General features: G+C 58.4%; 19 protein-coding genes. 6 read left to right on the forward strand and 13 right to left on the reverse strand.

Going from position 1 to position 18,506, the window contains the following annotated elements:
- Window positions 1-6 precede the first annotated feature (6 nt).
- From gabT to csiR, 3 genes are all read left to right on the forward strand, one after another.
- Window positions 7-1,290: a 4-aminobutyrate--2-oxoglutarate transaminase gene (gabT, locus tag AB1E37_RS20415; RefSeq protein WP_020802539.1), complete on the forward strand. Its 1,284-nt coding sequence runs from the start codon at window positions 7-9 to the stop codon at window positions 1,288-1,290.
- A gap of 149 nt (window positions 1,291-1,439) precedes the next feature.
- On the forward strand, window positions 1,440-2,840 hold the full coding sequence (gene gabP, locus AB1E37_RS20420) for a GABA permease (protein WP_002889795.1): 1,401 nt from the start codon (window positions 1,440-1,442) through the stop codon (window positions 2,838-2,840).
- Between the two features lie 45 nt (window positions 2,841-2,885).
- Window positions 2,886-3,578, forward strand: a complete 693-nt coding sequence (csiR, locus tag AB1E37_RS20425) for a DNA-binding transcriptional regulator CsiR (protein ID WP_004213891.1) — start codon at window positions 2,886-2,888, stop codon at window positions 3,576-3,578.
- 85 nt (window positions 3,579-3,663) lie between these two features.
- On the opposite strand, the gene crl is transcribed toward csiR, so the two are convergent.
- The 3 genes from crl to gpt all read right to left on the reverse strand — a co-directional run bounded on the left by crl (window position 3,664) and on the right by gpt (window position 5,928).
- Complete coding sequence (crl, locus tag AB1E37_RS20430) at window positions 3,664-4,062, reverse strand: sigma factor-binding protein Crl (protein ID WP_032447347.1); 399 nt, start codon at window positions 4,060-4,062, stop codon at window positions 3,664-3,666.
- A 57-nt stretch (window positions 4,063-4,119) separates the two neighbouring features.
- Entirely contained in the window at window positions 4,120-5,364 is a 1,245-nt protein-coding gene (frsA, locus tag AB1E37_RS20435) for an esterase FrsA (protein ID WP_002889742.1), read from the reverse strand.
- Window positions 5,365-5,469: 105 nt separating this feature from the next.
- Window positions 5,470-5,928: a xanthine phosphoribosyltransferase gene (gpt, locus tag AB1E37_RS20440; RefSeq protein ID WP_002889733.1), complete on the reverse strand. Its 459-nt coding sequence runs from the start codon at window positions 5,926-5,928 to the stop codon at window positions 5,470-5,472.
- A 257-nt stretch (window positions 5,929-6,185) separates the two neighbouring features.
- Here gpt and pepD point away from each other — a divergent pair, with 257 nt between their 5' ends.
- Window positions 6,186-7,643 carry a cytosol nonspecific dipeptidase gene (gene pepD, locus AB1E37_RS20445; protein WP_029884285.1) on the forward strand — a complete coding sequence of 486 codons (1,458 nt, stop codon included), beginning with the start codon at window positions 6,186-6,188 and terminating at the stop codon, window positions 7,641-7,643.
- Window positions 7,644-7,685: 42 nt separating this feature from the next.
- Here pepD and AB1E37_RS20450 read toward each other — a convergent pair whose 3' ends face one another.
- Together AB1E37_RS20450 and dinB are read right to left on the reverse strand one after the other, a co-directional pair.
- Window positions 7,686-8,138 (reverse strand): GNAT family N-acetyltransferase, encoded by a 453-nt coding sequence (locus tag AB1E37_RS20450; RefSeq protein WP_002889727.1) that lies wholly within the window; start codon window positions 8,136-8,138, stop codon window positions 7,686-7,688.
- 2 nt (window positions 8,139-8,140) lie between these two features.
- Window positions 8,141-9,196 carry a DNA polymerase IV gene (dinB, locus tag AB1E37_RS20455; RefSeq protein ID WP_002889726.1) on the reverse strand — a complete coding sequence of 352 codons (1,056 nt, stop codon included), beginning with the start codon at window positions 9,194-9,196 and terminating at the stop codon, window positions 8,141-8,143.
- Window positions 9,197-9,355: 159 nt separating this feature from the next.
- Here dinB and AB1E37_RS20460 point away from each other — a divergent pair, with 159 nt between their 5' ends.
- The gene (locus tag AB1E37_RS20460) at window positions 9,356-10,216 is read left to right on the forward strand and encodes a glycerophosphodiester phosphodiesterase family protein (RefSeq protein ID WP_004191871.1); all 861 of its coding nucleotides are present in this window, start codon (window positions 9,356-9,358) and stop codon (window positions 10,214-10,216) included.
- A gap of 312 nt (window positions 10,217-10,528) precedes the next feature.
- On the opposite strand, the gene nqrM is transcribed toward AB1E37_RS20460, so the two are convergent.
- Genes nqrM through AB1E37_RS20495 form a run of 7 tightly spaced genes read right to left on the reverse strand, consistent with a single transcriptional unit; the run spans window position 10,529 to window position 16,589 of the window.
- Window positions 10,529-10,744, reverse strand: a complete 216-nt coding sequence (gene nqrM / locus AB1E37_RS20465) for a (Na+)-NQR maturation NqrM (RefSeq protein ID WP_002889722.1) — start codon at window positions 10,742-10,744, stop codon at window positions 10,529-10,531.
- A 2-nt stretch (window positions 10,745-10,746) separates the two neighbouring features.
- Entirely contained in the window at window positions 10,747-11,970 is a 1,224-nt protein-coding gene (nqrF, locus tag AB1E37_RS20470) for an NADH:ubiquinone reductase (Na(+)-transporting) subunit F (RefSeq protein ID WP_002889720.1), read from the reverse strand.
- Window positions 11,971-11,982: 12 nt separating this feature from the next.
- A complete protein-coding gene (nqrE, locus tag AB1E37_RS20475) occupies window positions 11,983-12,579 on the reverse strand; it encodes an NADH:ubiquinone reductase (Na(+)-transporting) subunit E (protein WP_004177335.1) in 597 nt (198 codons plus the stop codon).
- A 6-nt stretch (window positions 12,580-12,585) separates the two neighbouring features.
- Window positions 12,586-13,224, reverse strand: coding sequence for an NADH:ubiquinone reductase (Na(+)-transporting) subunit D (locus tag AB1E37_RS20480; protein WP_002889716.1), 639 nt, complete (start codon window positions 13,222-13,224; stop codon window positions 12,586-12,588).
- Window positions 13,217-14,011, reverse strand: coding sequence for a Na(+)-translocating NADH-quinone reductase subunit C (locus AB1E37_RS20485; protein WP_004222784.1), 795 nt, complete (start codon window positions 14,009-14,011; stop codon window positions 13,217-13,219). Before AB1E37_RS20485 ends, AB1E37_RS20480 begins: the two co-directional genes overlap by 8 nt.
- Window positions 14,004-15,242, reverse strand: coding sequence for an NADH:ubiquinone reductase (Na(+)-transporting) subunit B (locus AB1E37_RS20490; protein WP_002889703.1), 1,239 nt, complete (start codon window positions 15,240-15,242; stop codon window positions 14,004-14,006). Before AB1E37_RS20490 ends, AB1E37_RS20485 begins: the two co-directional genes overlap by 8 nt.
- A 3-nt stretch (window positions 15,243-15,245) precedes the next feature.
- Window positions 15,246-16,589, reverse strand: coding sequence for a Na(+)-translocating NADH-quinone reductase subunit A (locus AB1E37_RS20495; protein ID WP_002889702.1), 1,344 nt, complete (start codon window positions 16,587-16,589; stop codon window positions 15,246-15,248).
- A gap of 411 nt (window positions 16,590-17,000) precedes the next feature.
- Here AB1E37_RS20495 and dpaA point away from each other — a divergent pair, with 411 nt between their 5' ends.
- Window positions 17,001-17,741 (forward strand): peptidoglycan meso-diaminopimelic acid protein amidase, encoded by a 741-nt coding sequence (gene dpaA, locus AB1E37_RS20500; protein ID WP_002889699.1) that lies wholly within the window; start codon window positions 17,001-17,003, stop codon window positions 17,739-17,741.
- On the opposite strand, the gene AB1E37_RS20505 is transcribed toward dpaA, so the two are convergent.
- Window positions 17,712-18,479 carry a class II glutamine amidotransferase gene (locus AB1E37_RS20505; RefSeq protein WP_002889696.1) on the reverse strand — a complete coding sequence of 256 codons (768 nt, stop codon included), beginning with the start codon at window positions 18,477-18,479 and terminating at the stop codon, window positions 17,712-17,714. The genes dpaA and AB1E37_RS20505 overlap by 30 nt on opposite strands.
- Window positions 18,480-18,506: the final 27 nt, after the last annotated feature.

Raw genomic sequence — 18,506 nt, forward strand, 5'->3', positions numbered from 1 at the left:
CGACGGATGAACAGCAATAAAGCAATGATGGCGCGTCGCAGCGACGCGGTCCCGCGCGGCGTCGGCCAGATCCACCCTATCTTCGCCGAACGCGCGGAGAATTGCCGGGTGTGGGACGTGGAAGGCCGGGAATATCTCGATTTTGCCGGCGGTATCGCGGTGCTCAATACCGGCCACCTGCATCCGCAGGTTGTCGCCGCCGTCGAAGACCAGCTGAAAAAGCTGTCCCATACCTGCTTCCAGGTGCTGGCCTATGAGCCTTATCTGGCGCTGTGCGAAAAGATGAATCAAAAGGTGCCCGGTGATTTCGCCAAGAAAACCCTGCTGGTCACCACCGGGTCGGAAGCGGTGGAGAACGCGGTGAAGATCGCCCGCGCGGCAACCGGGCGCAGCGGCGCTATCGCCTTCACCGGCGCCTATCACGGCCGCACCCATTACACCCTGTCGCTGACCGGCAAAGTGAATCCTTACTCCGCCGGTATGGGCTTAATGCCGGGCCATGTCTATCGCGCCCTCTACCCGTGCGCGCTGCACGGCGTCAGTGATGACGAGGCGATCGCCAGCATCCATCGCATCTTCAAAAACGATGCCGCGCCGGAAGATATCGCCGCCATCATTATTGAGCCGGTGCAGGGTGAAGGCGGGTTCTATGCCGCCTCCCCGGCCTTTATGCAGCGCCTGCGCGCCCTGTGCGACGAGCACGGCATTATGCTCATCGCCGATGAGGTCCAGAGCGGCGCGGGCCGCACCGGTACCCTGTTCGCCATGGAGCAGATGGGCGTCGCGGCGGATATCACCACCTTCGCCAAATCCATCGCCGGCGGTTTCCCGCTGGCGGGCGTCACCGGCCGCGCGGAGGTGATGGACGCCATCGCCCCCGGCGGACTGGGCGGCACCTACGCCGGCAATCCCATCGCCTGCGCCGCAGCCCTGGCGGTATTACAGATTTTCGAGCAGGAGAATCTGCTGGAAAAAGCCAACCAGCTCGGCGATACCCTGCGCCAGGGCCTGCTGGCGATCGCTGAAGATCATCCGGAGATCGGCGACGTGCGCGGTCTGGGGGCGATGATCGCCATTGAGCTGTTTGAAGAGGGCGACCGCAGCAGGCCGAACGCCAGGCTGACGGCGGATATCGTCGCCCGCGCCCGCGACAAAGGCCTGATCCTGCTCTCCTGCGGGCCGTACTACAACGTGCTGCGCATCCTGGTGCCGCTGACCATCGAAAAGGCGCAGATCGAGCAGGGGCTCAAGATCATCGCCGACTGCTTTAGCGAGGCGAAACAGGCATAGAGAAACAGGCATAGAACAGAACACATGCGGAAGCGAAGTACGTTCGTAAGGGAATGAAGACGAGACCTGCAAAACAACAATAATACGCGTGCCCCGGCGCGGGAACGTCGGGGCGCTCTCCCAGGTGACACACTTCGAGAGGGTAAATGATGGGGCAACTGTCGCAATCACAGGATTTAGGGGCGGGGCTGAAGTCGCGCCACGTCACGATGTTATCTATCGCCGGGGTGATCGGCGCGAGTTTATTTGTCGGCTCCAGCGTCGCCATTGCCGAGGCAGGCCCGGCGGTGCTGCTGGCCTATTTGTTTGCCGGGCTGCTGGTGGTGATGATTATGCGTATGCTGGCCGAAATGGCGGTCGCCACGCCGGATACCGGCTCCTTTTCCACCTACGCCGATAAAGCCATCGGCCGCTGGGCGGGGTATACCATCGGCTGGCTGTACTGGTGGTTCTGGGTCCTGGTTATTCCGCTGGAAGCCAATATCGCGGCGATTATTCTGCATTCGTGGGTGCCGGGCGTCCCGGTGTGGTTGTTCTCCCTGGTCATCACTCTCGCCCTCACCGGCAGTAACCTGCTGAGCGTCAAGAACTACGGCGAATTCGAGTTCTGGCTGGCGCTGTGCAAAGTGATCGCTATTCTGGCGTTTATCGTACTGGGCGCGGTCGCCATTACCGGCTTTTACCCCTATGCCGAAGTGAGCGGCATTTCGCGGCTGTGGGATCACGGCGGCTTTATGCCTAACGGCTTCGGCGCGGTGCTGAGCGCGATGCTGATCACCATGTTCTCGTTTATGGGCGCGGAGATCGTCACCATTGCCGCCGCCGAATCGGATACCCCGGATAAACATATCGTGCGCGCCACCAACTCGGTGATCTGGCGTATCTCTATTTTTTATCTGTGCTCGATCTTTATCGTCGTCGCCCTCATCCCATGGAATATGCCGGGGCTGAAGAGCATCGGCTCCTACCGCTCGGTGCTCGAGCTGCTGCATATTCCCTATGCCAAGCTGATTATGGACGGCGTGATCCTCCTGTCGGTCACCAGCTGTCTGAACTCGGCGCTGTATACCGCCTCGCGGATGCTCTACTCCCTGAGCCGTCGCGGCGATGCGCCGGCCATTATGGGCCGGACCAACCGCAGCAAAACGCCATACGTGGCGGTGCTGCTCTCCACCGGCGCGGCGTTCCTCACCGTAGTGGTGAACTACTATGCCCCCGCCAAGGTGTTTAAATTTCTCATCGACAGCTCTGGCGCTATCGCCCTGCTGGTCTATCTGGTGATCGCCGTTTCACAACTGCGGATGCGCAAAATCCTTCAGGCGCAAGGCGGTGAGATCCGTCTCAGAATGTGGCTCTATCCATACCTGACCTGGCTGGTGATCGCCTTTATCACCTTCGTGCTGGTGGTGATGCTGTTTCGTCCGGCGCAGCAGCTGGAGGTGATCTCTACCGGCCTGTTAGCTCTGGGAATTATTTGTACGGTACCGATTATGTCACGCTGGAAAAAGCTGGTATTGTGGCAAAAACTGCCGCTGCAAAATACGCGTTAACCCTGTTCCCGGCGCCCGCCGGGAAGAGTATTCAGGAGTAAGAACATGACCGCCATTCCCCAGGCGACGGCCATTGACGGATACCGTTGGTTAAAAAACGACATCATCCGCGGGGTTTACCACCCCGATGAGAAGCTGCGGATGAGCCTGCTGACGTCGCGCTATGGCCTGGGGGTCGGTCCGCTGCGCGAGGCGCTTTCGCAACTGGTGGCCGAGCGGCTGGTAACGGTGGTCAATCAGAAAGGCTATCGGGTGGCGCCCATGTCGGAACAGGAGCTTCTCGATATCTTCGACGCGCGCGCCAACATGGAGGCCATGCTGGTGCGTCTCGCCATTGAACGCGGCGGCGACGAGTGGGAAGCCGAGCTGCTGGCCCGCGCCCATCTGCTCAACAAGCTGGAGTCGTGCGAAGCGAGTGAGCACCTACTCGATGAATGGGACCAGCGCCATCAGGCGTTTCACACCGCCATCGTCGCCGGCTGCGGTTCGCAGTATCTGCTGCAGATGCGCGAACGGCTGTTCGATCTGGCGGCGCGCTACCGCTTCATCTGGCTGCGCACCACCGTGCTGTCGGTGGAGATGCTGGAAGATAAGCATGTCCAGCATCAGACCCTGGTGGACGCTATTCTGGCGCGCGACGCCGAACAGGCCAGCGCGCTGATGCGCGAGCACTTACTGACTCCGATCCCGATTATTCAACAGGCGATGGCTGGCAAGCTGTCGCCGCAGGCAGGGTGAGTCAGATGGAGGGGTGGAAATTACGGGTACGGCGGCACGCATCTCCACGCCGCACGGGCGTGGAGAAATCGTATCCGTAGATCAATCAGGCTCGCAGGCGAACCGGTTCGCTGAAATCGTCGGCCGGTTCCAGCTTCAGATTAAAGGTGGTCAGCAGCGCTGCCGCGCGCTCGTGAAACTCGCGCAGCGTTTTTTCCAGCCTGTCGCTCACTTCCGGGTCGTCAATGTCGACCGCCTGCCATAATCCTTCCTTATTGAACAGGCCAAACTGGTAGCTATAGGTGAAACGTGACTCTTGTGCTTCCATTTCCATCCACCAGCCCCAGAATTCACGCTTCTCCGGTGCAGGCTTAACATTGACGCAAACTGCCAGGCAATCGAAAAAGAAACGGTTGTCATGGCACTGCTCTTCGCGAATGTAAGGCCCCAGCGCCGTGAATTTCTTGATCAACTTACTTTTCAGGTGTCCACTCGGTAACGTCATTGCGATCTCCTTTAGTGATGCAACTGTTTTACCAAACCAATAGAATTTAGCAATAAATTAACCAAATCTATGATTGATCCAGCGGGCGATCTGTCGCAATGCGTGATCAAAATTGCGATACACCGGGTTAAACGGGATCTCCAGCAGTTTGCCATCGGCAGATGACGAGGTGATTAACCGCGACTCCTCTTCGGGGCTGAACGGATCGTCCTTCCAGAAGCCGGAGAGCATCGGCGTCGGGCAACGGCGCCCCAGCAGTCCCTGGGTTTTTAACGAATAGCGGTTGAGCTCCACGCGTAGCGCTTCATCGGAGGCGTCATGCATGCCCAGCCGCGAAGCCAGCACGTCAAGATACATCTCCGGCACGCGCCCCTGATGCAGGGGATCCACCAGCAGACCATGAACGACCGGGCCCAGACAGGCTACAGCCTTCAGCCGCTGCGGCTCAAGATAACCCAGACGCACCGCGATATTGGCGCCAAAGCGGAAGCCGAAAGCGGCGACCCGGGTATGGTCAATCCACGGCACATTTTCCAGATGGCGCAGCGCGTGCTGATGCAGCAGGCTGGTGTCCTGATTTAGCGTCCATTTTGACGAGAAGCCGATGGAGGGCATATCAATGGTCAGCATGGCAATGCCGAGCGGTGAGAAGTAGTTCTCATACAGGTTGTAATAATCGGTCTGCAGCGAGTCCAGCCCCCCGCACATCAGCACCGTCGGAAACGGCCCCTCGCCTTTCGGCATATGCAAAAAGCCGGTTATCGGCGAGCCGCCAGGGATGGTGAACTCCAGCTCGCGCAGCGAGCCCGGCAGCCGCTGGGCGGCTTCTTCATACGCCCGGTTGGCTAAAGCCTGCGCCTGTTCCGCCAGCTCATCGCCTTTAATATGCGGATAAGCGGCAATGCTATACAGGTTCGAGGCATGCAGCCAGTGGCGGCCGCTCAGCAAAGGATCGGCTTCCTGCCCGGCCTTTTGCTGCCACTGCATGGCTTCTTTCGCCCACTCGAAGATCCAGTTGCCGCCGCGATAGCCGATGACGGTATCGAACAGCTCAGGATCGGTTCGTTCGGCCTCGCTCATCACAATGCGCGCTTGCACATCGAGGATCTCCTGCGGAGTTACGCCGCGCCAGATCCACATCAAACGGTTGATCAGACGGTACCAGTGATCGACGTGATTGCCGCTCAGCGCCGACTGCATCGCCTGGGGTTTTCCGGCAGAAAACCGACGCACCAGCGTAGAAGTTTCGGGATGTTTGAAGCGAGGTTTAAACAGCGTTTCGCTGAGGTTAGCCTGTGACATGTGCAGTCTCCGTCGTAGTGCCACTCCGGATATTGTAACCTGCTAAAGGATAAAAAAAACCACGCCCGGCAAGCCGGGCGTGGTAAATAGCACTGTCCTGAAGAATTAACGACCTGCGATAGGCGGTACAAACACCACGCCCATATCCCACGGCTGTTCAATCCAGGTATCCTGCGGAATATCCACAACGTAATCGTCCACCAGCGGGCGGCCTGCCGGCTTGGCGAAAATGGTGACAAAGTGCGCTTTGGGATACATTTCGCGGATCGCCACGGCGGTACCGCCGGTATCCACCAGATCGTCGATGACGATAAAGCCTTCGCCATCGCCTTCCGCACGTTTCAGCACTTTCAGCTCGCGCTGGTTATCATGGTCGTAGCTGGAGATGCATACGGTATCAACATGACGAATGCCCAGTTCACGCGCCAGTAAGGCTCCCGGTACCAGTCCGCCGCGGCTAACGGCAATAATGCCTTTCCATTGCTCAACCGGCAGCAGACGGCTGGCCAGTTTGCGGGCGTGAATCTGCAACATGTCCCAGGTGACGACGTATTTTTCGCTCATGTGAAGTGTCCCAGCCTGTGTAATACGGCTTAAATAATGTTCGAGGGGGAAAATGGTTGCGCGAGATTATAGAGATCTGACGCACTAAAAACCAGTGCTAAGCGGTTTGCGCAACGCTTTTTGCGTTGTTTACACTACCTGCGGCGGTGGAAAGTGGTATTCTCAACCCCATCGCGCAAGCCCGGGCTTGTTGTGTATTTTAACGCTAACCCTCGTCCTGCAACCGCTGTATGCAGGAGTCTGTAAGGAGACTTACCGTGTCTGAACTGTCTCAACTATCCCCGCAGCCGCTTTGGGATATTTTTGCCAAAATTTGCTCCATCCCGCACCCGTCCTATCACGAAGAACAGCTCGCCGAGCACATTATGGGTTGGGCAAAAGAAAAAGGCTTACATGCGGAACGCGACCAGGTTGGCAACATTCTGATTCGTAAAGGCGCGACTGCCGGTATGGAAAACCGTAAGCCGGTAGCGCTGCAGGCGCACCTCGATATGGTGCCGCAGAAAAATAACGACACCGTCCACGACTTCGTTAAAGATCCGATCCAGCCGTACATTGACGGCGAATGGGTGAAAGCGCGCGGCACCACGCTGGGCGCGGACAACGGTATCGGAATGGCGTCCGCACTGGCGGTACTGGCCGACGATAGCGTCGCTCACGGCCCGCTGGAAGTGCTGCTGACCATGACCGAAGAAGCCGGTATGGACGGCGCGTTCGGTCTGCAGGCCAACTGGCTACAGGCCGATATCCTGATCAACACCGACTCCGAAGAAGAAGGCGAAATCTACATGGGTTGCGCCGGCGGGATCGATTTCACCTCTAACCTGGCGCTGACCCGCGAAGCGATTCCCGCCGGGTTCCAGAGCTTTAAAGTCACCTTAAAAGGGCTGAAAGGCGGCCACTCCGGCGGTGATATTCACCTTGGTCTGGGTAACGCCAACAAGCTGCTGTCGCGCTTCCTCGCCGGCCACGCCGATGAGCTGGATCTGCGTCTGGTCGATTTCAACGGCGGCACGTTGCGCAACGCCATCCCGCGTGAAGCTTACGCTACTGTCGCCGTCGCCGCGGATAAAGCCGATGCGCTGAAAGCGCTGGTGAATACTTACCAGGCGCTGCTGAAAAACGAACTGGAGGCCAAAGAGAAGAACCTGGTGGTGCTCGCGGAAGCGGTCGATAACGACAAAGCGGCGCTGAGTCAGGCTTCCCGCGACACTTTCATCCGTCTGCTGAACGCCACGCCGAACGGGGTTATCCGCAACTCTGACGTGGCGAAAGGCGTCGTGGAAACTTCGCTGAACGTCGGCGTCGTCACCATGACCGATGACAACGTACAGATCCACTGCCTGATCCGCTCGCTGATCGACAGCGGCAAAGACTACGTGGTCAGCATGCTGGATTCTCTGGGTAAGCTGGCGGGGGCGAAAACCGAAGCCAAAGGCGCCTACCCTGGCTGGCAACCGGACGCCAATTCGCCGGTGATGCACCTGGTGCGCGAGACTTACCAGCGTCTGTTCAACAAGACGCCGAACATCCAGATCATTCACGCCGGTCTGGAATGCGGTCTGTTCAAAAAACCGTATCCGGAGATGGACATGGTCTCCATCGGGCCAACCATTACCGGTCCGCACTCCCCGGATGAGCAGGTCCATATCGAGAGCGTCGGTCAGTACTGGACGCTGCTGACCGAGCTGCTGAAAGCCATTCCGGCTAAATAAGCCCCACAACCGGCGGCGGCCCGCCGCCGGTTTTACCCCGCATCACCTTAGCGCCACGCGTTTTTCCATCCGGTAATTAATAAACCACTCCCCGCGCGCCGCCACCCGTTGCTCAGCCACCACCTTAAAACCATGAGCCGTAAAACAGGGCTTTGCGGTAATGCTGGCGTCCACCGTCAGGATTTGCGCTGGATACTGAACGCAGAGCGCCTCGATAAGCGCGCCGCCGATACCCTGGCGGGCACGATCCGGCGAGACGAACAGCAAATCGATATGCGTCCCGATGGCGGTGATAAAGCCAACCGGCTGGCTGTTGACCACGGCCACCAGGCCGATTGAGTCGGCCAGCTTTTGTCGCCAGCGCGTCTCATCCACCTGCGCCCAGGCCGCGATCTGCCCCGGGGTATAGTCCCGACTGGCGGTTTCCCGCACCGCGCGCAGAAAGATCTGGCAGAGCAGTGGCAAATCGCTGTCGCGGTAAGCACGAATATGCATGGCTAAATCCCTAATAAAAGCTGCCTTTCCAGCTGCGGATCGAGCAACGTCACGTGGAGCCCAACCAGGCGCACGCCCCGTCCGCCGCGGCGCTCATCCCAGGCTTTGTGCGCGGTGGCGATCAGATCCTCTTTGTTCAGCCGCGGCCAGACGTGCTCCTGGGTGGTCAGCTGGAAATCATTGAATTTCAGTTTAATGCCCTGGCGGGCGATCAGCAGATCAGGTTTGACCTTCGCCAGTCGCCTCTCCAGCTCGGGATAGAGGTTTTCGATAATCGCTTCGCACTCCGGCCATTCATGGATATCTTCCGCTAAGGTGCGCTCCACGCCCACCGATTTACGCTGCCGATCGTTATGAATTTCCCGCTCATCAATCCCGTGGCTGCGCTCCCACAGAATACGCCCGAATTTACCGAAGCGCTTAAGCAGCATGGCCAGATCGCTGTTTTGCACATCGCCACAGGTTCTCAGGCCCATATTTTCCAGCTTCGCTGCCGATACCTTCCCGACGCCGGGTATTTTCGCCAGCGGCAGCGCCCGCACAAACTCTGCCACCTGATGGGGGGCGATAACGAACTGGCCGTTGGGTTTATTCATATCTGAAGCGATTTTAGCGAGAAACTTCACCGGCGCCACCCCCGCCGAGGCGGTGAGGCGCAGCTCCCGTTCGATGGTCTGGCGGATCTCCTGGGCTATCAGGGTGGCTGACCCGTGACAATGCTCGCTGTCGCTGACGTCAAGATAGGCTTCATCCAGCGACAGCGGCTCAATGCGCGAGGTATAGCGGGAGAAAATTTCGCGGATATGGTTCGAGGCTTCTTTGTAGGCATCGAAGCGGCCGGGAAGCAGCGTGAGATGCGGGCACAGCTTGAGCGCCGTCGCCGTCGGCATGGCGCTGCGCACGCCAAACTTACGCGCAGGATAGTTCGCGGTACTAATCACGCCACGTTGTACCCGACTGCCGCCTATCGCGAGGGGAATATCGCGCAACGCTGGGTTGTCGCGCATCTCCACCGCCGCAAAGAAACAGTCCATATCGACATGGATAATTTTACGCATCGTCAGACTCAACACTGTATACCCATACAGCATAGCAAAAACAGATGCGAATTTTATGCTTTTTTTATTTCATCGGCTAAAAAAGCGGTTAAAACATAAATCTGCAATAAATCATGTTTATTTTCATTGAGTTAAAAGATAAATCAGGAAGATATAATCATGAAGAAAATACTTACCGCGCTTTGCCTGCTGGCCACCGCCGGCGCCTGGGCCGCTCCACAGCTGATAGCCCACCGCGGCGGCACCGGCGATGCGCCGGAAAATACCCTGCCGGCCATTAAGCTGGCGCTGGAGAATAACGCCGAAGCCATCTGGGTCACGGTGCAGTTAAGCCGCGACGGCGTACCGGTGCTCTACCGGTCAAGCGATCTTTCCGCATTGACCAATAGCGAGGGCAAAGTTTCCAGTTTGACCGCCGCCGAGCTGGCGAAAGTCGACGCCGGCTGGAAATGGGGGGGTGACAACCACCCGTGGCGCGGTAAGCAGGCCACCATTCCGACCTTGCAAAGCGTTTTACAGCAATGGCCGCACACTTTTTTCTATATCGATATCAAATCTCCGGATGCCGATCCGACCGTGATGGGCCAGCGCCTGCTTGAAGTGTTAAAAACCACCGATAGCCTCGATCGCGTGCGGGTCTATTCCACCGAAGACCGCTATATCGCCGCCCTGCCGCCAGCCATCCCTCGCTTTGTCACTCGCAGTGAAACCCGCACCAGGCTTGCCAATATTTCGCTCAGCCATCAGTGCCAGCCAGCGAGTCAACGCGATGGTGAGCAGTGGTATGGCCTGGAGCTGAAGCGCAAAGTCGAGGTGGTGGAGAAATTCACCCTTGGCGAAGGGATCTCCCCGGCGACGCTCACCTGGGATAAAGAGGCAATGGATTGCTTCCGCTCGCAGGATAAAGCGCACATTATCTTCTTCGGCATCAACAGTGCGGAAGACTACCGCACGGCGATAGAACTGGGCGCCGACGGGGTGATGGTGGATTCTCCGGCGCAGGCGAAAAGCTGGCAGTAAGGGAGTCAACGGCTAAAAAGGCCGCGAAAGCGGCCTCACATTGCTGGCATGTTGTTGCCGGGTGGCGGCTGGCGCCTTACCCGGCCTACAAAACCGAAGCAGCAGCCCCGGCATGCGCAGCGCCGCCGGGCACGGAGCCGCTTTATGCCGGGTGGCGGCTGGCGCCTTACCCGGCCTACAAAACCGAAGCAGCAGCCCCGGCATGCGCAGCGCCGCCGGGCACGGAGCCGCTTTATGCCGGGTGGCGGCTGGCGCCTTACCCGGCCTACAAAACTGAAGCAGCAGGTCCGGCATGCGCAGCGCCGCCGGGCATTACAAAATACGCCGCTGCTGACGCTGCGCCTCGCGGGCGAGGCGCTTTTTACGCGCGTCGCACGGTTCCGGACAATCGCATACTTTCTCCAGCCCCAGCGCGGAGATCCCACCGCAGCTGCCCTGGATGCTCTTGCGCTTCACCAGGTAGCCCAGCGACATGCCGAGGATCACCAGCGCAAAAATCACAAAGGTCGCGATAAATACCGTCAGCATCGTCAGCCTCCAAAGTCGTCGAGGAGAATATTCTCGTCCTCGACGCCCAGATCTTTGAGCATCTTAATTACAGCGGCGTTCATTACCGGCGGCCCACACATGTAGAACTCGCAGTCTTCCGGCGCCGGGTGATCGCGTAGATAGTTCTCGTACAGAACGTTATGGATAAAGCCGGTATGCCCGGTCCAGTTATCTTCCGGCAGCGGATCGGAGAGCGCAACGTGGAAGGTAAAGTTTGGATTGTCGCGCGCCAGCTGTTCAAACTCCTCATCGTAGAACATTTCGCGCAGCGAACGGGCGCCGTACCAGAAGCTGATTTTGCGCGTGCTGTGCAGGCGCTTGAGCTGGTCGAAAATATGCGAACGCATCGGCGCCATCCCGGCGCCGCCGCCGATAAACACCATCTCGGCGTCGGTTTCTTTAGCAAAGAACTCGCCAAACGGCCCGGAAATCGTCACCTTATCGCCCGGCTTCAGCGACCAGATATAGGATGACATGATCCCCGGCGGCGCATCCGGGACCTTCGGCGGCGGCGTCGCGATGCGCACATTGAGCATAATGATGCCCTTCTCTTCCGGATAGTTAGCCATTGAGTAGGCGCGCAGGGTCGGCTCTTTCACCTCAGAGACATAGCGAAACAGGTTGAACTTATCCCAGTCTGAACGGTATTCATCGGGAACATCAAAATCTGCATAGGCCACTTTATGCGGCGGGCATTCAATCTGAATATAGCCCCCGGCGCGAAACGGCACCACCTCCCCCTCCGGGATCCGCAGCTTGAGCTCTTTAATGAAAGTGGCTTTGTTATCGTTAGAGATAACTTCACACTCCCATTTTTTGACGCCGAAAATCTCTTCCGGCAGTTCAATCTTCATGTTCTGCTTCACCGCCACCTGACAGGCCAGACGGCAACCGGCTTTGGCATCCCGCTTGGTAATATGCGAAAGCTCGGTCGGCAGGATATCCCCGCCGCCCTCTTTAACAGTTACCCGACACTGGCCGCAGGAGCCGCCGCCGCCGCAGGCGGAGGAGACGAAGATCCCGTTGCTGGACAGCGTGTTCAGCAGTTTGTCACCCGCCGGGGTGCGGATCTGTTTATCCGCTTCGTTATTGATCTCAATAACCACGTCGCCCGCGTTCACCAGCTTTGAGCGCGCTGCCAGGATAAGCCCCGACAGCACCAGCACAATCAGCGTGAACATCACGACGCCAAGAATAATTTCCATACTTATTCGCCCTTATAGCTGCACGCCGGAGAAGGACATAAAGCCCAGCGCCATTAGCCCGGTGGTGATAAAGGTGATCCCTAACCCGCGCAAACCGGCAGGCACGTTGGCGTACTTCATTTTTTCGCGGATCCCCGCCATCGCCACGATCGCCAGCATCCAGCCAATGCCGGAGCCGAAGCCGTAGACGATGGACTCCGGGAAGTTGTAATCGCGCTGCACCATGAACGACACGCCGCCGAAAATCGCACAGTTAACCGCAATCAGCGGCAGGAAGATGCCCAGCGCGTTGTACAGTGCCGGAAAATACTTATCGAGGATCATCTCGAGGATCTGCACCAGCGCGGCGATCACTCCGATAAAGGTGATGAAGTTAAGAAAGCTGAGATCCACCCCCTCAACCAGCGCACCGTCGCGCAGCACCAGGTTATAGACCAGGTTATTGATTGGCACGGCAAGCCCCAGCACTACCGTCACCGCGACGCCGAGGCCGAAGGCGGTGGAGACCTTTTTCGACACCGCAAGAAAGGTGCACATCCCGAGGAAGAAGGCCAGCGCCATGTTCTCAACGAACACCGCGCGGACAAACAGGCTGATGTAATGAGCCATCACCGATTACTCCTTTTCCTGCTGCTCAGGCTTCCAGCTACGCAGGGCCCAGATCAGCAAACCGATAATGAAGAACGCGCTCGGCGCCAGCAGGAACAGGCCGTTCGGCTGATACCAGCCGCCGTTCTGCACCGTCTCCAGCACCGTGATACCGAACAGCTTGCCGCTACCGATAAGCTCGCGCAGGAAGCCGACGATAATCAGGATCGCGCCATAGCCGAGACCGTTGCCAATACCATCCATAAAGCTCGCCAGCGGCGGCGACTTCATGGCGTAGGCTTCGGCGCGGCCCATCACGATGCAGTTGGTGATGATAAGCCCGACGAATACCGACAGCTGTTTGGAGGTCTCATAGGCGAAAGCCCGCAGCAGCTGATCCACCACGATCACCAGCGAGGCGATGATCGCCATCTGCACGATGATGCGCACGCTATTGGGAATATGGTGGCGGATCATCGAGATAAACATGCTGGAGAACGCCGTCACCAGGGTCACCGCAATGGTCATCACGAAGGCGGTTTCCAGTTTGGTGGTTACCGCCAGTGCGGAGCAGACGCCCAGCACCTGCAGGGCGATGGGGTTATTGGCGATGAGCGGCCCCACCAGCACGCGCTTCACCTCTTTCATATCGCTCTGTTCAGCCATTATTCAGCTCTCCCTCACGAACCTTTTTCAGGAACGGACCAAAGCCCAGTTCGCCCATCCAGAAATCAAAGCTATGCTGTACGCCATTGGACGTCAGCGTGGCGCCGGATAAACCGTCAACCGCGTGGAGATCGCCTGCGCGCGCGCCGCCTTTCACCACCTTCAGCGCCGGCATGCCGTTGTCATCCAGCACCTGCTTGCCGACAAACTGCTGGCGCCAGTTCGGGTTTTCCACCTCGCCGCCCAGCCCCGGCGTTTCGCCCTGATCGTAGTAAGTAATGCCTTTTACCGTGCGGCCATCGACGTCCAGCGCCACGAAGGCATACATCATCGACCACAGGCCGTTGCCATAAATGGGCAGCACCACCTGCTCAATCTTCTGCTGCGCGTCGCGCACCAGGTAAATTTCCGCCAGATTACTGCGTCGCTTTATACCAGCCGGATCCTGACTGGCATCCAGGGCCATACTCTGCTGCGGATCCTTCAGCGCCTGAGCCTGATTAAATTTACCCGGGTCTTTCTCCAGCAGTTCGCCGGTGGCCAGATTCACCAGTCGCGGGGTAATGCGCGCCGCGAAGGTGTCCGCTACCGCATCCGCATCCATACCGGGCTGCATCAGCCCTGACACTGCCAGGATATTGCGCTGCTTATCCAACGCCCGCTGCGCCTGCTGGCGGGATTTCAGCCCCACGGCCGAGCCCGCCACCACGATGGAGCAGACCAGACAAAGCACCAGCACCACCAGCAGCGTTTTGCCGATGCTATCGTTACTTTTCTTCTCAGCCACGCGACTTCCTCCGCTTAATATTGGCCTGCACCACCAGATAATCGAACAGCGGTGCGAAGAGGTTGGCGAAGAGGATCGCCAGCATCATCCCTTCCGGATAAGCCGGGTTCACCACGCGGATCAGCACGCACATCACGCCGATCAGCACGCCGTAACTCCATTTCCCTTTATCGGTAAACGAGGCGGATACCGGGTCCGTCGCCATAAACATCATCCCGAAGGCAAAACCGCCGAGCACCAGATGCCAGTACCATGGCATAGCGAACATCGGGTTGGTGTCGGAGCCGATAACGTTAAACAGGGTGGCGGTGGCGATCATGCCGATCATTACCCCGGCGACGATGCGCCAGGACGCGACGCGGCCAAAGAGGATGATCGCCCCGCCGATGAAGATCATCAGCGTTGACACTTCGCCAATTGAGCCGGGAATATTGCCGAGGAAGGCGTCCATCCAGCTCACCGGCACGCCAGTCGCCACGTTCACCAGCGCTTCACCGCCGCCGCTGGCCCACTGGGAGAGCGGCGTGGCGCCGGAGAAACCGTCCGCCGCGGTCCATACGAGATCGCCGGAAATCTGCGCCGGATAGGCGAAGAACAGGAACGCGCGCCCCGCCAGCGCCGGGTTGAGGAAGTTGCGCCCGGTGCCGCCGAAAATCTCTTTGGCGATCACCACGCCGAAGGAGATCCCCAGCGCCGCCTGCCACAGCGGCAGCGTGGGCGGCACAATCAACGCGAAGAGAATAGAGGTAACGAAAAAACCTTCGTTAATCTCATGCTTGCGCACAATCGCGAACAGCACCTCCCAGAAGCCGCCGACGATAAAGACGGTGAGGTAGATAGGCAGGAAAAATACCGCGCCCAGGGTCATCATGCTCAGCCAGCCGGCGTCGGCACTGAAGCTCACCCCTAACCACTGGGCGACGCTGTAGTGCCAGTTGTTGGCGATCGCCTGCTGCAGCTGTTCGGCGCCGTATAGCTTGTGCAGCGCCGGGATGGTCTGCAGCCCAACGTTGTACATGCCCCAGAACATCGCCGGGAATACGGCAAACCACACGAGGATCATCATCCGCTTCAGGTCGATGGCGTCGCGCACGTGCGCCGCGCCGCGGGTTACCTGGCCCGGCGTGTAGAAGATGGTCGCCGCCGCCTCATACAGCGGGTAATATTTTTCCAGCTTGCCGCCATGCGTGAAATGCGGCTCAAGTTTCTCAATCAGGTGCTTTAAGCCCATCTCTTATCCTTCCTGCTCAATCCGGGTTAACACGCTGCGCAGCGCCGGGCCATATTCATACTTTCCAGGGCAAACATAGGTGCACAGCGCCAGATCTTCTTCATCCAGCTCCAGACAGCCCAGCGCCTGAGCGCTGTCGGTGTCTCCGGCCAGCAGATCGCGCAGCAGTATGGTCGGCAGGATATCCAGAGGCATCACCCGCTCGTAGTTGCCGATCGGCACCATCGCCCGCTCGCCGCCGTTGGTATCGGTGGAAAAATGAAAGCGCTTGCGCTTGAAGAAATGGCCCAGCGTGGTGCGGGTAATCGAGAATTTCTCTTTGCCCGGCATCACCCAGCCGAAGAGCTCTTTTTCCCGCCCTTCTTTGACCACGCTCACCTGCAGATGGAAGCGCCCCAGGAAGGCGTGAGGGCCATGGGCGCGGGCGCCGCTAAGCACCGAGCCGGAAATGACCCTGTTTTCCCCCTCCTGCAACTCACCTGCCAGCAGATCCTCCAGGCTGGCGCCGAGCGTCGTTTTGACCAGCCGCGGAGATGTTACCTGCGGGCCGCCGAGCGCAATTATCCGTTCGCAGTAGAGCTCCCCGTCGAGGAAAAGCTTACCAATGGCGATCGCGTCCTGATAATTGAGGTGCCAGACCTGCTTATTCAGGCTCACCGGCTCCAGAAAGTGAATATGCGTTCCCGGCAGCCCCGCCGGGTGCGGCCCGCTGAACTGATTAAAACAGACCTGGCCGAGAGGATGACCGCCCAGCTTGCCGCCGCTGGGCTGGCAGACGTGCACTTTCCCGTCGGTCAAGCGCGTGAGCACGGTAAGACCGGCGTCGAAGGCGGCACGTTCGGCCAGAATAATCGGCTGCGGCTCCGCCGCCAGCGGATTGGTGTCCATGGCGTTAACAAAGATAGCGGCGGGCGTGCTCCCCGGGAGCGGCGTTTTGCTGAACGGCCGGGTACGCAGCGCCGTCCATTGGCCCGACGCCAGCAGCTGCTGCTGTACGGTGTCGCGCGGCAGTTCGGCCAGCGCGTCCGCGGCGTAACGGGTAAACGCCACCGCGTCATTGCCCTCGATATCAATCACCACCGACTGCAACACGCGCCGTTCGCCGCGGTGGATCGCGCTGACGATCCCGCTCGCCGGGGCGGTAAAGCAGACGCCAGGGATCTTTTTATCTTCGAACAGGATCTGACCTTTTTTGACCCGATCGCCTTCTTTAACCGCCATCGCGGGGCGCATGCCAACGTACTCTTCGCCGAGTAGCGCGACGCGCTTCACCGCTGGCGCGGGAGAAATCTGCTGTAATGGCATGCCAGCTATGGGCAAATCCAGCCCTTTCGTGATTTTAATCATATCGTTAGCAGGTATCCGTAACCTCAACCCCGACGCAGGTCAGGGCCAGCTTATTGACAGAATGGCAGAGAAGAAAGGGCGAAACGGCGCCAGTAGCGCTCAGGACGGAAGAGAAGCATCCTTTCTTACTCTGATGATGAACCGGCGCAAGTGTAACATTTCGTGAGCGGCGGCTGTAGCGCAAGGGGCGATAAGTGCTTCTAAAATGCGAGCTATTGCGCAAAGTTCTCACTGTGTTTTCGTCGCTGGCAGGGTATAAAGTGAGGCTGATTTGTAAACGCCGCCACGTCGCCCTTGCGAAAAAATGCCGTGATGCTAATGTGAGCGCTCTAAATCCAGAAAACTCTGATTTCGGGTCTCTCTTGCCGTCCTGGCAATGTGGCTATTTTGTTTTATCAAGGAACAAGCAGTATGCGCAAAATCGCATTATTTATTGCGATGCTTCTGTTGCCGTGCGTGTCATTTGCCGGGCTGCTCAGCAGCAACAGCCCGACGACGCCGGTTAGCAAAGAATATAAGCAGCAATTAATGGGTTCACCGGTTTACATTGAGATCTTTAAAGAAGAGCGCATGCTCGACCTTTACGTCAAAATGGGTGAAACCTACCAGCTCCTCGACAGCTACCGGATCTGCAACTACTCCGGTGGCCTCGGTCCGAAACAGCGCCAGGGCGATTTCAAGAGTCCGGAAGGGTTCTATAACGTCACCCGCAGCCAGCTCAAACCCGACAGCCGCTTCTATAAAGCGATTAACATCGGCTTCCCGAACGCCTACGATCGCGCCCATGGTTATGAAGGGAAATACCTGATGATCCACGGCGACTGCGTCTCAGTCGGCTGCTACGCCATGACCGACAGCGGTATCGATGAGATCTTCCAGTTCGTGACCGGCGCCTTAGTCTTCGGCCAGCCAAGCGTGCAGGTGAGTATCTATCCGTTCCGCATGACCAACGCCAACATGGAACGCCACAAATACTCCTACTACGCGGATTTCTGGAAACAGCTCAAGCCAGGCTATGACTATTTCCAGCAGACCCACAAACCGCCGGTCGTATCAGTGACCGACGGCCGCTATGTGGTGAGCAAGCCGCTCAGCCACGAGGTTGTCCAGCCGCAGCTGGCCTCAAACTACACGCTCCCCGAGACAAAATAACGCCCACTCGCCTGGCATGATCTTATGCCAGGTTTCATTGGCCGTCAGCGGCTGCGTGGCGATAACCGTGACCACATCGTTGGGTGTGGTCTCGCGTTGAAAGTCGATCTCCACATCCTGGTCCAGCAGTTTTGCCACGCCGAACGGCGCTCGCCGGGTGATCCAGTGCAGATTGGTCGAGCAGAACGCCATTACGTAGCGCCCGTCCGACAGCAGCATGTTGAACACCCCTTTCTCACGTAGTTCACCCGCGAGGGTGGCGATATACTTGAAAACGCCCAGCATATTGCCCGGCGTGCGCGGATAGCGCTCGGTTAAACGGTGCAGCAGCCAGCAAAACGCTTTTTCACTGTCGGTTTCACCTACCGGATGAAAATTACCGGTTTTCAGCGACTTATAGCCTTTTAGCTGCCCATTGTGCGCATAGGTCCAGTTGCGCCCCCACAGTTCGCGGGTGAAGGGATGGGTGTTCTCCAGGGCCACCCTCCCGCGGTTGGCCTGACGAATATGGGCGACGACGGAACAGGACTTAATGGGGTAATCCTGAACCAGTTTCGCGATCGGCGACTGAAAGCTCGGCTGGGGATCCTTGAATGTGCGACAGCCTTTACCTTCATAGAAGGTGATGCCCCAGCCGTCTTTATGCGGCCCCGTCCCGCCGCCGCGCTGCACCAGCCCGGTAAAGCTAAAACAGATATCGGTTGGCACATTGGCGCTCATCCCGAGCAGTTCGCACATAGATCACCTCACCCTCACAAATCACGA

The sequence above is a fragment of the Klebsiella sp. Shm-1 genome (assembly GCF_040804525.1).
Classification (GTDB): Bacteria; Pseudomonadota; Gammaproteobacteria; order Enterobacterales; family Enterobacteriaceae; genus Klebsiella; species Klebsiella pneumoniae.

Excerpts from the sequence above, each read along its gene's own strand:
- AB1E37_RS20460 (WP_004191871.1), top strand. The coding sequence starts at position 9,356 with ATGAAGAAAATACTTACCGCGCTTTGCCTGCTGGCCACCGCCGGCGCC.
- nqrM (WP_002889722.1), bottom strand. The coding sequence starts at position 10,744 with ATGCTGACGGTATTTATCGCGACCTTTGTGATTTTTGCGCTGGTGATC.
- frsA (WP_002889742.1), bottom strand. The coding sequence starts at position 5,364 with ATGTCACAGGCTAACCTCAGCGAAACGCTGTTTAAACCTCGCTTCAAA.
- nqrE (WP_004177335.1), bottom strand. The coding sequence starts at position 12,579 with ATGGCTCATTACATCAGCCTGTTTGTCCGCGCGGTGTTCGTTGAGAAC.
- AB1E37_RS20490 (WP_002889703.1), bottom strand. The coding sequence starts at position 15,242 with ATGGGCTTAAAGCACCTGATTGAGAAACTTGAGCCGCATTTCACGCAT.
- csiR (WP_004213891.1), top strand. The coding sequence starts at position 2,886 with ATGACCGCCATTCCCCAGGCGACGGCCATTGACGGATACCGTTGGTTA.
- crl (WP_032447347.1), bottom strand. The coding sequence starts at position 4,062 with ATGACGTTACCGAGTGGACACCTGAAAAGTAAGTTGATCAAGAAATTC.
- nqrF (WP_002889720.1), bottom strand. The coding sequence starts at position 11,970 with ATGGAAATTATTCTTGGCGTCGTGATGTTCACGCTGATTGTGCTGGTG.
- gabP (WP_002889795.1), top strand. The coding sequence starts at position 1,440 with ATGGGGCAACTGTCGCAATCACAGGATTTAGGGGCGGGGCTGAAGTCG.
- gabT (WP_020802539.1), top strand. The coding sequence starts at position 7 with ATGAACAGCAATAAAGCAATGATGGCGCGTCGCAGCGACGCGGTCCCG.
- AB1E37_RS20450 (WP_002889727.1), bottom strand. The coding sequence starts at position 8,138 with ATGCATATTCGTGCTTACCGCGACAGCGATTTGCCACTGCTCTGCCAG.
- dinB (WP_002889726.1), bottom strand. The coding sequence starts at position 9,196 with ATGCGTAAAATTATCCATGTCGATATGGACTGTTTCTTTGCGGCGGTG.
- dpaA (WP_002889699.1), top strand. The coding sequence starts at position 17,001 with ATGCGCAAAATCGCATTATTTATTGCGATGCTTCTGTTGCCGTGCGTG.
- gpt (WP_002889733.1), bottom strand. The coding sequence starts at position 5,928 with ATGAGCGAAAAATACGTCGTCACCTGGGACATGTTGCAGATTCACGCC.
- AB1E37_RS20505 (WP_002889696.1), bottom strand. The coding sequence starts at position 18,479 with ATGTGCGAACTGCTCGGGATGAGCGCCAATGTGCCAACCGATATCTGT.
- AB1E37_RS20480 (WP_002889716.1), bottom strand. The coding sequence starts at position 13,224 with ATGGCTGAACAGAGCGATATGAAAGAGGTGAAGCGCGTGCTGGTGGGG.
- AB1E37_RS20495 (WP_002889702.1), bottom strand. The coding sequence starts at position 16,589 with ATGATTAAAATCACGAAAGGGCTGGATTTGCCCATAGCTGGCATGCCA.